This is a genomic window from Hydrogenophaga defluvii, assembly GCF_042665235.1.
In the GTDB taxonomy this organism is placed as follows: domain Bacteria; phylum Pseudomonadota; class Gammaproteobacteria; order Burkholderiales; family Burkholderiaceae_C; genus Hydrogenophaga; species Hydrogenophaga defluvii_A.
This window is the reverse complement of record NZ_JBHTBZ010000017.1, coordinates 135,649-150,012: the sequence shown is the minus strand read 5'-3', so window position 1 is coordinate 150,012 and position 14,364 is coordinate 135,649. Positions and strand designations below refer to the sequence as shown.

The following is a 14,364-nucleotide window of genomic DNA, read 5'->3' as shown; positions in this document are numbered from 1 at the left end:
GCCAGAGACTCAGCCCTCCAGTCCCCAAGGCAACATCAGCGAGAGCGTGAGCAGCTTCTGAAACTCGGGCTCGAAGCGGTCGATGATTTGCTGCGGGTCGGGGCACAGGCCGGCGTCGGTGATGAGGCCAAACTGCACGCCACCGCCGTAACTCAGGATGGACACGCCCACGCCGATGTCGCCAGAAGCTGGCACCCAGAACATGTTTTGCTCCAACGTGGCGCCACACAGCTGGAGCTTTTGCACCGGGCCGGGCACGTTGGTCATCACCGCAGTGGTCTTGCGGTGGAACAGCGCCAGCAGCAGGTCCTGCACCGGCTTGGCCAGTGTGCCGGCGATGGACAACACGCCATAAACCAACAAGGGCTGGGTGCTGCCCTTGAGGCCGTTCATCCGGCGCTTGACCTCGTACAAGCGCTCCACCGGGTTGGACAGGCCCAGTGGCAGCACCAGCGGCACCAGACCAAAACGGTTGCCCAGTTGCCAGGCCTGGTCCAGCGGGCGCAGGTTGACCGGCACCATGGCGCGGATCTCCTTTCCCGCCGTTTCCTCGCCGCGGTCTTGCAGATAGGCACCCAAAGCACCAGCCACACAGGTCAACAGCACGTCGTTGACCGAACAGCCAAGCGCCTTGCCGATGGCCTTGACGTGGTCCAGCGGCACCGGCTCACACCACGCAACGCGTTTGACCGGGCTGGCCAGGCCCTTGAGCCCCGTGGGCGAGTCATCGGGCATGAGCACCAGCTCGGCCAGATCGCTCAGCACCTGGCCGCCCAGGCGCGCCAGATCGGCCGATTGCCCGATGGTTTCGAGCAAGCCCTCCTGCGGGCGCGACAGCAAATCCAGCGACCGGGCGGCACCATCGCCCGCCATGTTCAGCGCCTTCACGGTGGCCCCGGTCAATGGCTTGAGCACGTTGCCCGCCAACCAGGTTTCCAGGCTGGTCAATGGGTCGTCGGTCGGTCCCGTCGATGCGCGCTTGCGGCGCTCGGGGGGCGGCAGGCCACCATCGAACAGGCTCATCATCACCGAGATCAGCGCGATGCCATCGCCTATGCAGTGGTGTATGCGGGCGATCATGGCCGAGCCACCGTCGTAGGTTTCAATCAACTCGAAGTCCCACAGCGGGTGGCGCCTGTCCAGCGGCCGCATGGCCAGCTCGGCCACACGCGCCTGCAGCGCCGCGCGTTCGCTCTGGCCGCGCCGGCGTTTAAGCTGGCCGCGCCGCACATGGTGGTGGATGTCGAAGTCGCGGTCGCGCACCCAGGTGGCGCCGGCCGCATCTTCCACCACCCGCTGCAAAAAGCGCGGGTATTTGGACAGCCGCGTCAACAAACGCTCGCACAGCGCGTCAAAGTCCACACCGGGCCTGAACACCCACACACCCACGATCATCATGAGGTTGGCAGGCGAGTCCATGCGCAGCCAGGCGGTGTCCACCTTGCTCATGCGTTCACCGCGCAAGCCCAGCGTGCCGGTCACGGCGCGGGCGACACTTTTTTGAAGACGGGTGGCCATCGGTGCGTTCTGGTGTGAAAGCTCTATTGTGTGCGGTGCCTGCCCCGTAAGATACCGCCCGCCACTACCCACAAACCCGAACCCCCGGAGACCTTTCATGTCCGATCTCAAAGCCACGTTCGAAGCCGCCGTCGCCAACTCCAAGAGCCTCAGCGAGCGCCCGGACAACAACACGCTGCTGCAGATCTACGCCCTGTACAAGCAGGCCACCGCTGGCGACATCACCGAGAAAAAACCCGGCTTCGGCGACATGGTGGGGCGGGCCAAGTGGGACGCCTGGAACAAACTCAAAGGCACCAGCAACGACGCCGCCATGCAGCAGTACGTTGACCTGATCAAGTCGCTGAGCTGAAGCGTTCACGCATCAGGCCACCACACCGCGCTCGCGCAGCGCGGCGATCTGCGCGTCGGTGAGGCCCACCTCGCGCAACACGGCCTCGGTGTCCTGGCCCAAGGCGGGCGCATTGCGCCGGTGGCTGCCAGGCGAAGCACTCAGGCGGGGCACAAAACCGGGCACCAGCACATCGCTGCCATCGTCCATGCGCACCGACTGCAACATGCCACGCGCGGCGTAGTGCGGGTCGGCCGCGATGTCGGCCACGGTGTAGATTTTTCCCGACGGCACCTCGGCGGCCTCCAGTGCGCGCAACACCTCATCGGCTGTGAGGCGCGACGCCCACGCGCCAATCGCCGCGTCGATTTCGCCCACACGCGCCACGCGCCCGGGGTTGTTCTGCAAATCGGGGGCGGCGCCCAAATCATCGCGTCCGATGCAAGCCATCAAACGCCGGAAGATGCTGTCGCCGTTGCCGGCAATCAACACATGGCAACCATCGGCGCAGGTGTAGGCGTTGCTGGGCGCGATGCCGGGCAAGGCGCTGCCGGCCGGGCCACGCACGGCACCAAAGGCGCTGTACTCGGGCAGCAGGCTTTCCATGCAGTTGAACACGGCCTCGAACAGCGCCACATCCACCACCTGACCCTGGCCTTTGGGGTGCTGGGGAGAGACGGTGGCGTGGCGGTGCTGCAAGGCCAGCAAGATGCCGATGACACCGTGCAGCGAAGCCAATGTGTCGCCAATGCTCACACCCACGCGCACGGGCACACGGCCGGGTTCGCCGCTGAGATGGCGCAAGCCCCCCATGGCCTCGGCCACCACACCAAATCCGGGACGGTCGCGGTAGGGGCCGGTCTGGCCGTAGCCGCTCACGCGCAGCATGATCAGCGCCGGGTTCAGTGCCAGCAACACGTCGGGGCCCAGGCCCCAGTCCTCCATGGCGCCGGGGCGGAAGTTCTCGATCAGCACATCGGCCTCTGCGGCGAGCTTGCGCACAATGTCCTGCGCCTCGGGCTGGCGCAGGTCCAGCGCCACCGAGCGCTTGTTGCGCGACTGCACCTGCCACCAGACCGAGGTGCCGTTTTTCACCAAGCGCCAGCCGCGCAACGGGTCGCCCCCACCCTGACCGTTTTTGGGCGGTGGCTCGATCTTCACCACATCGGCACCAAAATCCGCCAGGGTTTTGGCGGCAAACGGGCCCGCGATCAACTGGCCCAACTCCACCACCTTGAGGCCTTGCAGCGGGCCTGGTTTCACATCCGTCATGTTTTTTTCTTCTTTGCGGCCGGCTTGGTGGGCGCGGCCAGCAGTTGGTCGAGGTTCTTCACGATCTCGGCCTCGATCTTGTCCTTGAAGGCGCCGAGCAGAAAACCCAGCTGGGCATCGAGCTCAAAGCTGGCCTTGTTCACCCGCAGCGTGCCGGTGACGCCGGAGCGTTTGAAACACACCTCATCCTCGACATCGCCCTCTTCGTAGGTGCACGCCATGCCGAACTCGTTTTCTGCCTGTTCGGCCCAGGCCCAGGCCACCTTGCGGGCCTTGGCCAAGCCCAGGGTGTGGTCGCGGTGGATGTGAAGGTTGGCCATGGGAAGTCCTCAAAATCGTTGGGCAAGCAGGGCGCTGCGGCGTTCGTCCTTGGGCAGGCGGGCCAGCGCGCGCACCGCATCATAAAACCGCGCAAAGTCGCGGCCCTCGCGCTCGAACAGGCCCTCAAAAGCCGGCACCAGTTCGTCGTAAGCGGCCTGTGCCGCAAACAGGGCGTTGTTGGCCTGGAGGGCCCAGGCGTCGTAGCCAGCAAAGCCGTTCCAATGCACCTTCAAAGCGTCGTAGCCGCTGCGAAAACCCGCCATGGCCGCGTGTTTGGCGGTCAGGCGCTGGGTGCGGTCGGGCAGCGCGTAGGCCGCGCGCAGGGCGTCACGGGTCTGCCGCGCCAGGGCACGGAACTGCTGGCGGCGTTCGTCAAAACGCGCGTAGTCGGTCCGCGCGGCTTCGCTGGCCGTGGCCTGCCAGCGCGCGCCGCCCAGGCGCTCCACCGCAGTGGCAAAGGACTCGTTGAACACCGTGTCGTCGCGCACGTAGACCACCTGGTGCGCCAACTCGTGGAAGATCAGCCGCGCCAGTTCGCCTTCGGGGTAACCGATGAAGGTGCTCAGCAACGGGTCACCGCCCATCCAGTTGGTCCAGCCCAGCGTGGAGTAGGCCGGTACCGGGTAGACGCCCACCTCCAGCGCCGGCTCGGCTTGGCGCACGGTGTCGGCAAAGGCGCGCGCCTCGGCTTCGTCGAAATAGCCCCTGTAGCCCACGCAGCCCAAGGCCAGAAAACACCACTGCTTGAGCTGCAGCGCGTCGTCGGGCGCGGCCACGACGTTCCACACCGCAGCGCGGCGCTTGAGGTCGGCGTAGCGGGTGTAGCTGGCGTTGTCAGGCAAACCCAACTCGGTGACGGCAAAGCGGCGCAGCTGCTGCGCCTGCCGCAGTTTCAAGCGCAGGGCATCGCTGGCCTGGGTGTCGGCCAACCAGTCGTCCACCGGCCGCGCGGCCCGCACCATGTGCAGGTGACCACTGACCGACTGCCAATAATAGGCCGGGTCCAGTGTGGCGCTGCAGCCGCTCAACAGCAGCACGCACAACGCCCAACACAGCCTTCGCATGTCAAACCAACTCGACTTGCACGTGGCAGTCGTAAAACGTGGGCGCACGGCCGATGTCGGTCAGGCGCTGGCTGGTGAGCTGGTTGACGTTGGTGCCACGCAGGCCGAACTTGCGCCACCAGATGCCCAAACCATTGACCACACCGGGTCGGGCGCGCTCGCTCACGCGGGCGGCACAGTGGTAGTCGCCGCGTTCGTTGAACACCTTCACCGTGCTGCCGTCCGAGATGCCGCGTGCGGCGGCGTCTTGCGGGTGGATTTCCAGCACCGGCTCGCCTTCGATGTCGCGCAGACTTTTGACGTTGACGAAGGTGGAATTGAGGAAGTTGCGCGCGGGCGGGGAGATCATGGCCAACGGGTAGTCGGCGTGGGCACCGCCCGGTTCGAAGTTGGGCAGGTGGTCGGGCAAGCCGTCTTGCCCCATGCGCGCCAGCGCTTCGCTGAAAAAGGTGCACTTGCCAGAGGGCGTGGGAAAGCCCCCCTCGGCAAAAGGCGCGTCGGGGACCGGCAACGACACAAAGCCCTGCGCAAGCAAGGTGTTGAAGTCCACCTCGCGGCCAAAGGCCTGGCGGCACATGGCTTCGTCGCTGTCCTGGAAACAGGCCTCGCCAAAACCCAAACGCTGCGCGAGGTCGCGGAAGATCTGGCTGTTGGGCCGGGCCTGTCCCTGCGGCGCGATGGCGGGGCGGTTGAGCAACACGTCGGTGTGGCCGTAGGTGCTGTGGATGTCCCAATGCTCCAGCTGGGTGGTGGCGGGCAGCAGGTAGTCAGCGTGGTCGGCCGTGTCGGTCTGGAAGTGCTCGATCACCACCGTGAACAGGTCATCGCGTGCAAAGCCCTGCACGACCTTGGCCGACTCGGGCGCCACCGCCACCGGGTTGCTGTTGTAGACGATAAGCGCCTCGATGCGGGGCCCGAACTCGCGCGAACTGGGACGCAGCAGGTCGTCGCCGATGGTGCTCATGTTGATGGTGCGCGGGCGCCGTCCTGCCAGCAAGTCGGGCCGCTGCAAGGCGGCGCGCTGGATGGGAAACTGGCTGGAGCTGCTGAGCAAGAGGCCCCCCGCGCGGTGGCGCCAGGCGCCCACCAGCGCGGGCAGGCAGGCCACTGCGCGCACCGCGTTGCCACCACCACGCACGCGTTGCATCCCGTAGTTCAGGCGGATGGCCACCGGTTCGCCACGGCGCGCGGTCTCGCCGTAGTCGCGCGCCAGTTGGCGTATCTGCTCTACCGGCACACCACACACGGCGGCGGCGCGTTCGGGTGGCCATTCCAACGCCCTGGCACGCAAGGCGTCCCAGCCCTCCGTGTGGCGGGCGATGTAATCGTGGTCCAGCCAATCGTGGGTGATCAGCTCGTGCATCAGCGCCAGGGCCAGCGCGGCGTCGGTGCCCGGCAGCAGTGCGATGTGCTCGTGGCATTTCTCGGCGGTTTCGGTCTTGCGCGGGTCGATGCAGACCAGGCGCGCGCCGTTGCGTTTGGCCTGTTGGGCCAGGCGCCAGAAATGCAGGTTGCTGCCAATCGAGTTGCTGCCCCAGATCAGGATCAGCCGGCTTTCGGCAAAAAACTGCACCTTCATGCCCACCTTGCCGCCGTAGGTGTGGGTGAGCGCCTCGGCCCCGGCGCTGGCGCAAATGGTGCGGTCCAGCAGCGAGGCGCCCAGGCGGTGGAAGAAGCGCGCCGCCATGCCGTCGCCCTGGACCAGGCCCATGGTGCCGGCGTAGCTGTAGGGCAGGATGGCTTCGGGGTTTTTGCTGGCGATGATTTGCAGCCGGGTGGCGATGGCGTTGAGCGCCTCGTCCCAGCCCACACGCACAAAGCGACCGCCACCCTTGGGCCCCACACGCTTCATGGGATACAGCAGGCGCTCGGGGTGGTAGCTGCGTTCGGTGTACTTGGACACCTTGGCACACAACACCCCGTCGGTCATGGCGTGCTGCGGGTTGCCCGCCACCTTGACCGCGACGCCGTTTTCCACCGTGGTGAGCAGTGCGCAAGTGTCGGGGCAATCGTGCGGGCAGGCGCCACGCACCACCACCGGGGCGGCAGGGGACAGTGAGGTACTCATGCGCCACATTGTGCCGTGGGGACATTGGGAACGCCACGGCTGCGCCTTGCCACTGACACTGCTACGATGTTTCTTTACACCTCAACGACCTTGAGCCCATGAAACTCATCGACAGCATCGTGACCCAGGCCGCCGGCATTGCCGCCGTGCGACGCGAAATCCACGCCCACCCCGAACTGTGTTTCCAGGAAGTGCGCACCGCCGACCTGGTGGCCGCCAAGCTGACCGAATGGGGCATCCCCATCCATCGGGGCCTGGGCACCACAGGTGTGGTGGGCATCATCAAAGGACGTGACGGAGGCGCCTGTGGCCGCGCCGTGGGCTTGCGCGCCGACATGGACGCCCTGCCCATGCAGGAGTTCAACACCTTCGCACACGCCAGCAAACATGCCGGCAAGATGCACGCTTGTGGCCACGACGGCCACACCGCCATGCTGCTGGCAGCCGCCCAACACTTTGCCAAACACCGCGACTTCGACGGCACCGTCTACCTGATCTTCCAACCAGCGGAAGAAGGCGGCGGCGGCGCGCGCGAGATGATCAAGGAAGGCCTGTTCGAGCAGTTCCCCATGCAAGCCGTTTTTGGCATGCACAATTGGCCGGGTGCGGCCGTGGGCACGTTTGCCGTCAGCCCCGGCCCGGTGATGGCCTCCAGCAACGAGTTCAAAATCACCATCCGCGGCAAAGGCAGCCACGCCGCCCTGCCTCACAACGGCATCGACCCGGTGCCGGTGGCCTGCCAGATGGTGCAGGCCTTCCAGACCATCATCAGCCGCAACAAGAAGCCGGTGGACGCGGGCGTGATCTCCGTCACCATGATCCACGCCGGCGAGGCCACCAACGTGGTGCCCGACAGCTGCGAGCTGCAAGGCACGGTGCGCACCTTCACGCTGGAAGTGCTCGACCTGATCGAAAAGCGCATGGAAGAGATTGCCCGCCACACCTGCGCGGCGTTTGATGCCACCTGCGAATTTGAGTTTGTGCGCAACTACCCGCCCACCGTCAACAGCGCGGCCGAGGCCAACTTTGCCCGCCAGGTGATGGCCGGCATCGTGGGCGAGGCCAACGTGCAAGTACAGGAACCCACCATGGGCGCCGAAGACTTTGCCTACATGCTGCAAGCCAAACCCGGCGCCTATTGCTTCATCGCCAACGGCGACGGTGCCCACCGCGAGATGGGTCACGGCGGCGGCCCCTGCACCCTGCACAACCCCAGCTACGACTTCAACGACGACCTGATCCCGCTGGGCGCCACCTATTGGGTGGAGTTGGTCACACAGTGGCTGGCCAAGCCCACCCAAGCCTGAGCACACAAGGAATCCCCATGATCGATGTGAACGCGGCCTTCTCGGCCCGGTACGCGCAGGCGCGTGTCAAGTTCCTGGAAGGTGCGGCCGCTGCTGGCATGGCCATCCGCTCGTTTGAGCACCCACTGAAAGGCCGCGACGGCGAAACCCTGGCCATGGACGTGGCCCTGGACGGCCCGGCCGACGCGCAGAGCCTGCTCATCGTCAGCAGCGCCTGCCACGGTGTGGAAGGCTACTGCGGCTCGGGTGTGCAGGTGTTTGCCACGCACGATGCCGAGTGGCGCGCCAAGGCCGGTGCCGCTGGTGTGGCCGTCCTCTACATCCACGCGCTCAACCCCCACGGCTTTTCGCACGTGCGCCGCGTGACCAACGAAAACGTGGACCTGAACCGCAACTTCCAGGACTTCTCGCAGCCGCTGCCCGTCAACGCCGCCTATGCCGAGATCCACGACCTGCTGTTGCCCGCCCAATGGCCGCCCACGGCCGAAAACACCGCAGCCATCGGCAACTACATCGCAAGCAACGGGCAGTTGAAGTTCCAGGCCGCAGTCTCACAAGGCCAACACCAGTTTGCCGACGGCCTGTTCTTCGGTGGCACCGCACCCACCTGGAGCAACACCACGTTGCGCGAGGTGCTGCGCACCTACGGTCGGCAAGCCAAGCGCCTTGCCTGGATCGACCTGCACACCGGCCTGGGCCCAAGTGGTTTGGGCGAGCGGATTTTTGCCTGCAAGGACGACAAAGCCGCGTTCGAACGCGCCAAGGCCTGGTGGGACCCCAAGGGCGAGACCCGCATCACCTCCATCTACGACGGCTCGTCCACCTCCGCCTTCCTGACCGGCCTGATGTGGATGGCCGCCTACCAAGAGTGTCCGCGGGCCGAATACACCGGCATCGCCATGGAGTACGGCACCCTGCCCTTCAACGAGGTGAGCCAGGCCCTGCGCGCCGACCACTGGTTGCACAAGCACCCGGAAGCGCCAGCGGAGCAACACGCCGCCATCAAACAACAACTGATGGACGCCTTCTACACCGACACCGACGCCTGGCGCGGCCGAATCATCAGCCAGGCGCGGCAGGCCATGTTCCAGGCGGTGGATGGGTTGTCGGGCTAACCAAAGCGCCTTGACGCAATTTCCAGCAGCCCGTCAAAAATCAGGCTTTCAACCAGTTCGCAATGCACCGACATGCTCGGTGCCATCTTCCAGCCGGCGCCACCCGTCATGAAAACCACCGGCTCCTCGCCAGTGTGACGCTTGAGGTTTTCCACCATGCGCTGCACCGCACCGGCGATGGCGAAGGTGCCACCGCTGGTGAGCGCGTCGCTGGTGTTGGTGGGGAAGTCGCGCACCTCGCCGGTGGGCACATGCAGGCCGGCCGTGCCCGATTCGAGCGCGCGCAGCATGATGCCGTGGCCCGGCAGGATGATGCCGCCCAGAAAGCGGCCGCTGGCATCGATGGCCTCCACCGTGACCGCCGTGCCCACCATCACCACCACACAAGGTTTGTGCCGGCCGCTGGCGCGCAGGTGCTGCAAGGCGCCGATCATGGCGATCCAGCGGTCGGAACCCAGGCGCGCGGGGTGGTCGTAGCCGTTGGTGAGGCCGGCTTCGGCGTTGCCCGACACCACCCACTGCGGCGTCGTGTCCCACAGCTCCATCTGCTCCTCGACCCGGCGTTTCACCGCGTCCCCCGCCACCACACACCCCAGCATGCGGTGTGGCACGGGCAAAGCGGCCCAATCGCCCTCGGCCAGGGTTTCGATGTTCTCGAGGAATTGCGCACCGTGCGCCAGCACGCGGGCGCCCAACTGCGGGCTTTCATACATCGCCCACTTCAGGCGCGTGTTGCCGACGTCCAGTGCCAGAAAAGTCATGCGCGCATTATGACCAAGCCGTGACGGGGGTTTTCCCGGCCCGGCTCAGGCGGTCAACACGGGCCGAGGAATGGGGTGCACACGCTCGTAGGCGCGCGCTGCGCGCAGCACCTGCGCATCGCCAAACATGGGCCCCACCATCTGCAACCCGATGGGCAAACCGTCGCGCGTGAGGCCACAGGGGATGGTGCAGGCCGGTTGCTGCGTGAGATTGAAGGGGTAGGAAAACGGCGTCCAGCCCAACATGGCTTCGGGGTCCATGGGCGTGTGGCCGGCCGGCTTCGCGTCAAAGGCCGGCACGGACACGGCTGGCGTCACCAGCAGATCAAAACGCTGCATGAACTGCCGCATGTGAGAACCCAAGGCGCCGCGCCTAAGGTTCAGTTGCTGCACCTGCAGCGCGCTGTAGCGGCCACCGATCTCGGCCTCGGCGCGGAAGTCGGGATCGGTCAGCGCCTGCTGCTCAGGGCTCAAGGTGTTCCACACTGTCCAGGCACCCAAAAACCACAGGCCGGTGCTGATGTCCAGCGGGTCGTCAAAGCCGGGGTCCACCTGCTCCACCACCGCGCCCAGGTCGGCCAGCTGCTTCACCGCAGCCTCAACGGCAGCGGCCACCTCGGGGTGCACGTTTTTGGCGTAACCCAGTGTGGGTGAGTACGCAATGCGCCAGCCTCGGATGCCGTCGTCGAGACCGTTCAGGTAGTCGGTGGTGTCGGGCGGCAACGATGTCCAGTCGCGCGCGTCCGGCTGCTTGATGACGTTCATCATCAGCGCCGCATCGCGCACGTTCATGGTATGTGGGCCCAGGTGGGCCACAGAGCCAAAGGGCGACAGCGGGTAGGCCGGCACACGGCCAAAGCTGGGCTTGAGGCCGAAGTTGCCGCAAAACGCCGCCGGAATGCGCACGCTGCCCGCGCCGTCGGTGCCCACGCTCAGCGGCCCCATGCCGGCGGCCACGGCCGCAGCGGTGCCTCCGGACGAGCCGCCGGGCGTTTTGGCCGGGTTCCAGGGGTTGCGGGTGATGCCGGTCAGCGGCGAATTGGTCTCGCCTTTGCAGCCAAACTCGGGCGTGGTGGTTTTGCCCAGCAACACCGCGCCGGCCTCGCGCAGGCGGGCGGTGGCGGGGGCGTCCACGTCCCAAGGCTGGTCGGGGTTCACGGTGCGGCTACCCCGCAGCGTGGGCCAGCCTTGGGTGAGGATGAGGTCCTTGATGGAGGTGGGCACGCCGTCCAGCGGGCCACAGGGCGCGCCTTGTTGCCAGCGCGCTTCGCTGGCGCGGGCGCTGGCCAGGGCGGCTTCGTGGTCGACCACACAAAAGGCGCGCAGTTCGGGGTTGTGGCGGTCGATGCGGGCCAGCACCGCCTGTGTGGCCGACACGGGAGAGGCCTGCCCGCTGCGGTACAGGTCGAGCAGTTGCGAGGCGGAGCAATCTGCGAGGTCTGAGGGCAAGGCGGTGGGCTGGCTCATGGCGTTCTCCGTGTGGTGGCGGGCAGCTTTTTCCAGGGCAGGTCGGCCGGATCGGCGGCCATGGGGCCGGCGGCCTTGGCCACGATCACGCGCGAAGCGATGGGCGTGAAATCGGCGCGGAAGTGGTTGGAGCTTTTGACCACGATGAGCTTCATGGCCTCGGGCGTGATGCCCACCAGGCGCAGCAGCTCGCGGTCCAGCAGTTGCATCTTGCCGCTGACCACCGCCACCAACACGCCATCGATCTCCAGGCAGGCGCTGGCGCCCAGCTCCACCGTGAGGCCGGTCATCATCGCGCCTTTGAGCACGCAGCGCCCGTCGCTGACCGCACGCACCGTGAAGCGGCCTTGCACCGGCGCATCGCTGGGCAAGCCGGTGTAGGTCGGCACGGCGCGGCCCAGGGCCAGGTCGATCTGCGCGCCCACGCCGGCCGCCACCGCCGCCTGTGCGGCCTCGGGATCGAACAACAGGCCCAGGGCCACCTGACCCGGGAAACGCTGGCCCGCGTGCTGCTGCAGCAAGGCGTGCAGCATGCCGGTGGTGTTGCTGTCGCCGCCGGCGCCAGGGTTGTCCTGGGTGTCGGCCAACACCACGGGTTTGTCGGCGCGGGCGGCCAGGTCCAACGCGGCCTCGACCGCCTCGCGGGCGTCCAACCAATCCGGGCGCCACTGCGTGGGCTCGGCCACGCGCTTGTAAAGCAGCTCGCCGGCCAGTTGGGCCTGCTCGCCATAGCCCCACACCACGGCCCCACATTCGGCGAAGTCGGCAGCGGGGAAGCCCATGCAGAAGCTCAGCATGGCACCGTGGTCATCATCCAACGCGCGCAGGTAGGCGTAGAGGGTTTGCGCCGGCTCCATCCAGGTGCTCTGGGCGTTGAGCGGAATGAGGAAGGGCAGGCGGCGCCAAAACAGCGCCTCGCGCCGGCCCAGGGCCAGGCGGCGTTGCAGCAGCTCGGCCGCCAAAGCGCCGGTGTCGGCCATGTCCACGTGCGGGTAGGTGCGGTAAGCCACCAGCGCGTCGGCCTCGTGCAGCATGCGTTCGGTCACATTGGCGTGCAAATCCAGGCTGGCGACGATGGGCACATCTGGCCCCACCAGGGCGCGCAGGCGGCCCAGCAGTTCACCTTCGCTGTCGTCGGCGTGTTCGGCCACGGCCGCGCCGTGCAGGTCGAGGTAGATCCCGTCCAGCCCATGCGGCAATGCCGCGCGCACATCGTCCAGGATGGCAGCGGCGATGCGCTCAAATGCGTCTTCAGTGACGTAGGACGAAGGCGTGGCCCCGGCCCAGGCCGAGGGCAGCAAGGTCCAGCCGTTGCGGCGTGCGGCCTGGATGAAACCACCCACGGGGATGTTGGCGTCGGCCAGCTGATCCGTCATGACCGGGCCGCGCACATAGGCGGGGAAGGTCTCGCCCGTCTGGAAGGCGGTCCAGTCGGCCAGACTGGGTGCGAAGGTGTTGGTCTCGTGCTGGTAGCCGGCGATCAGGATGCGGGTTGAACGGGGGGTCAAGGGGTGTCTCCGTGTACCACGGCGGGCTGTGCGAAGTTGTGGCCGGGCGCGGCCTCGAACAGGCGCCGTGTGTAGTCTTGTTGGGGGTTGGCGTACAGCTCGGCGGTGGGGCCTTCTTCCACGATCTGACCCTGGTGCATGACGATGACGCGGTCGCACAGTTGGGCGGCCACACGCAGGTCGTGGGTGATGAACAGCAGGCCCAGGCCCAACTCGGCCTGGATCTCGCGCAGCAGCGCCATGATTTGCGCCTGCACGCTCACATCGAGCGCGCTCACCGCCTCGTCGGCCACCAGCACCTGGGGTTTGCAAGCCAGGGCGCGGGCGATCGCAATGCGCTGGCGTTGGCCGCCCGAGAACTGGCTGGGGTAGCGCAACAGCCCTTCGCGCGGCAGGCGCACCTTGTCCATGAGATCGGCCGCAAGCGCTTCGGCGGCGGACCGGCTGGCGCCAAAGTTCATCGCTCCTTCGATGATGGCCTCCCCCACGGTGCGGCGCGGATTCAGCGAACGGTTGGGGTCCTGAAACACCACCTGCACCCGCGAGCGCAAAGGGCGCAGCCGGCTCTCCGGCAACTGGCAGACCTTGTCCTGTTCCCAGAACACCCGGCCCGTGCTTGGCTGAAGCAAGCGGATGAGGCAACGGGCCAGGGTGGATTTGCCTGAGCCCGATTCGCCCACCACCCCCACCGTCTCGCCAGGGCGCACGTCCAAGGTGGCATCCCGGAGCGCGACCGTCTCGCGCGCACGCCCCATCCAGTCGCGGCTGGCGTACACCATGCCCACCTTGTCACCGCGCAACAGGGGCTGGCCGGCCGCTTCGGGTCGGGGCGGCGGTGGCGTGATGGACGGCACCGCCGCCAGCAGCATGCGGGTGTAGTCGGCCTGGGGCCGGAACAACACGTCGTCGCGGCTGCCCTGCTCCACCGCGCAGCCTTTGTGCATGACCAGCACCTCGTCGGCAATGTCGGCCACCACACCCATGTCGTGGGTGATGAAGAGGACCGCGCTGCCCTGCTCTTCCTGCAACTGCTTGATCAGACGCAGGATCTCGCGTTGCGTGGTCACGTCCAGCGCGGTGGTGGGCTCGTCGCAGATGAGCAGCGCGGGCTTGAGGATGACCGCCATGGCGATCACGATGCGCTGACGCTGGCCACCGCTGAGCTGGTGCGGAAAGCTGCGCACCATGCGCTCGGGGTCGGGCAGTTTGACGCGGGCAAACATGTCGAGCACGGCCTGTCGGCGTTTGGCCGCCGACCAGTCGGTGTGGGTGCGCAGCAGCTCATCGACCTGGTCGCCGCAGGTCATCACCGGGTTGAGTGCGGTCATGGGTTCCTGGAACACCATGCCCATGGCCTGGCCGCGCAGCTGGCGCAGGCGCGCGGGCGGCGCGGCCAGCAGGTCTTCGCCCTTGAGCGCGATGCGCCCGCCGCCCACGCGCAGTTCGCGCGGCAGCAGGCCCATGACGGTGGTGGACATGACGGACTTGCCGGACCCGGATTCGCCCACCACACACAGGGTGCGACCAGCGGGGATGGACAGGCTCACGCCATCGACGGCGTGGGGTCGGTCGGCTCCGGGGGGCAGCGCCACTTGGAGGCCGTGGATTTCAAGAATGGGGGTGCTCATGGTG

At 66.9% G+C, this 14,364-nt stretch carries 12 protein-coding genes; 3 read left to right on the top strand and 9 right to left on the bottom strand.

The genetic code is table 11. The annotated features are described in order from the left end of the window. Positions 1-9: 9 nt before the first annotated feature. Positions 10-1,518, bottom strand: a complete 1,509-nt coding sequence (locus ACFQU0_RS08825) for a wax ester/triacylglycerol synthase family O-acyltransferase (protein ID WP_382199859.1) — start codon at positions 1,516-1,518, stop codon at positions 10-12. A 97-nt stretch (positions 1,519-1,615) separates the two neighbouring features. On the opposite strand from ACFQU0_RS08825, the gene ACFQU0_RS08820 reads away from it, so the two are divergent. Next, complete coding sequence (locus ACFQU0_RS08820; protein WP_382199857.1) at positions 1,616-1,870, top strand: acyl-CoA-binding protein; 255 nt, start codon at positions 1,616-1,618, stop codon at positions 1,868-1,870. A gap of 12 nt (positions 1,871-1,882) precedes the next feature. On the opposite strand, the gene ACFQU0_RS08815 is transcribed toward ACFQU0_RS08820, so the two are convergent. The 4 genes from ACFQU0_RS08815 to ACFQU0_RS08800 are packed head-to-tail and all read right to left on the bottom strand — an operon-like array spanning position 1,883 to position 6,574. Then, positions 1,883-3,121, bottom strand: a complete 1,239-nt coding sequence (locus tag ACFQU0_RS08815) for a CaiB/BaiF CoA transferase family protein (RefSeq protein ID WP_382199855.1) — start codon at positions 3,119-3,121, stop codon at positions 1,883-1,885. Continuing rightward, the gene (locus tag ACFQU0_RS08810; protein WP_382199853.1) at positions 3,118-3,441 is read right to left on the bottom strand and encodes a polyhydroxyalkanoic acid system family protein; all 324 of its coding nucleotides are present in this window, start codon (positions 3,439-3,441) and stop codon (positions 3,118-3,120) included. The genes ACFQU0_RS08815 and ACFQU0_RS08810 overlap by 4 nt, the downstream gene beginning before the upstream one ends. Before the next feature lie 9 nt (positions 3,442-3,450). After that, entirely contained in the window at positions 3,451-4,506 is a 1,056-nt protein-coding gene (locus ACFQU0_RS08805; RefSeq protein WP_382199851.1) for an aminopeptidase, read from the bottom strand. Position 4,507: 1 nt separating this feature from the next. Continuing rightward, positions 4,508-6,574 carry a molybdopterin-containing oxidoreductase family protein gene (locus ACFQU0_RS08800; protein ID WP_382199849.1) on the bottom strand — a complete coding sequence of 689 codons (2,067 nt, stop codon included), beginning with the start codon at positions 6,572-6,574 and terminating at the stop codon, positions 4,508-4,510. Positions 6,575-6,672: 98 nt separating this feature from the next. Between ACFQU0_RS08800 and ACFQU0_RS08795 the strand changes: the two genes are divergently transcribed. Continuing rightward, positions 6,673-7,881, top strand: a complete 1,209-nt coding sequence (locus tag ACFQU0_RS08795; RefSeq protein ID WP_382199847.1) for a M20 aminoacylase family protein — start codon at positions 6,673-6,675, stop codon at positions 7,879-7,881. Between the two features lie 17 nt (positions 7,882-7,898). Further along, positions 7,899-8,996, top strand: a complete 1,098-nt coding sequence (locus ACFQU0_RS08790) for a M14 family metallopeptidase (protein WP_382199845.1) — start codon at positions 7,899-7,901, stop codon at positions 8,994-8,996. Here the strand turns inward: ACFQU0_RS08790 and ACFQU0_RS08785 are convergent. The 4 genes from ACFQU0_RS08785 to ACFQU0_RS08770 are packed head-to-tail and all read right to left on the bottom strand — an operon-like array spanning position 8,993 to position 14,360. Next, a complete protein-coding gene (locus ACFQU0_RS08785; RefSeq protein WP_382199843.1) occupies positions 8,993-9,757 on the bottom strand; it encodes a type III pantothenate kinase in 765 nt (254 codons plus the stop codon). The two genes, ACFQU0_RS08790 and ACFQU0_RS08785, sit on opposite strands and share 4 nt — an antisense overlap. Positions 9,758-9,802: 45 nt before the next feature. Further along, positions 9,803-11,224 carry an amidase gene (locus ACFQU0_RS08780; protein ID WP_382199841.1) on the bottom strand — a complete coding sequence of 474 codons (1,422 nt, stop codon included), beginning with the start codon at positions 11,222-11,224 and terminating at the stop codon, positions 9,803-9,805. Continuing rightward, a complete protein-coding gene (locus ACFQU0_RS08775) occupies positions 11,221-12,732 on the bottom strand; it encodes a M81 family metallopeptidase (RefSeq protein WP_382199840.1) in 1,512 nt (503 codons plus the stop codon). The genes ACFQU0_RS08780 and ACFQU0_RS08775 overlap by 4 nt, the downstream gene beginning before the upstream one ends. Further along, positions 12,729-14,360 (bottom strand): dipeptide ABC transporter ATP-binding protein, encoded by a 1,632-nt coding sequence (locus tag ACFQU0_RS08770; protein WP_382199838.1) that lies wholly within the window; start codon positions 14,358-14,360, stop codon positions 12,729-12,731. The genes ACFQU0_RS08775 and ACFQU0_RS08770 overlap by 4 nt, the downstream gene beginning before the upstream one ends. Positions 14,361-14,364: the final 4 nt, after the last annotated feature.

Excerpts from the sequence above, each read along its gene's own strand:
- ACFQU0_RS08825 (WP_382199859.1), bottom strand. The coding sequence starts at position 1,518 with ATGGCCACCCGTCTTCAAAAAAGTGTCGCCCGCGCCGTGACCGGCACG.
- ACFQU0_RS08820 (WP_382199857.1), top strand. The coding sequence starts at position 1,616 with ATGTCCGATCTCAAAGCCACGTTCGAAGCCGCCGTCGCCAACTCCAAG.
- ACFQU0_RS08815 (WP_382199855.1), bottom strand. The coding sequence starts at position 3,121 with ATGACGGATGTGAAACCAGGCCCGCTGCAAGGCCTCAAGGTGGTGGAG.
- ACFQU0_RS08810 (WP_382199853.1), bottom strand. The coding sequence starts at position 3,441 with ATGGCCAACCTTCACATCCACCGCGACCACACCCTGGGCTTGGCCAAG.
- ACFQU0_RS08805 (WP_382199851.1), bottom strand. The coding sequence starts at position 4,506 with ATGCGAAGGCTGTGTTGGGCGTTGTGCGTGCTGCTGTTGAGCGGCTGC.
- ACFQU0_RS08800 (WP_382199849.1), bottom strand. The coding sequence starts at position 6,574 with ATGAGTACCTCACTGTCCCCTGCCGCCCCGGTGGTGGTGCGTGGCGCC.
- ACFQU0_RS08795 (WP_382199847.1), top strand. The coding sequence starts at position 6,673 with ATGAAACTCATCGACAGCATCGTGACCCAGGCCGCCGGCATTGCCGCC.
- ACFQU0_RS08790 (WP_382199845.1), top strand. The coding sequence starts at position 7,899 with ATGATCGATGTGAACGCGGCCTTCTCGGCCCGGTACGCGCAGGCGCGT.
- ACFQU0_RS08785 (WP_382199843.1), bottom strand. The coding sequence starts at position 9,757 with ATGACTTTTCTGGCACTGGACGTCGGCAACACGCGCCTGAAGTGGGCG.
- ACFQU0_RS08780 (WP_382199841.1), bottom strand. The coding sequence starts at position 11,224 with ATGAGCCAGCCCACCGCCTTGCCCTCAGACCTCGCAGATTGCTCCGCC.
- ACFQU0_RS08770 (WP_382199838.1), bottom strand. The coding sequence starts at position 14,360 with ATGAGCACCCCCATTCTTGAAATCCACGGCCTCCAAGTGGCGCTGCCC.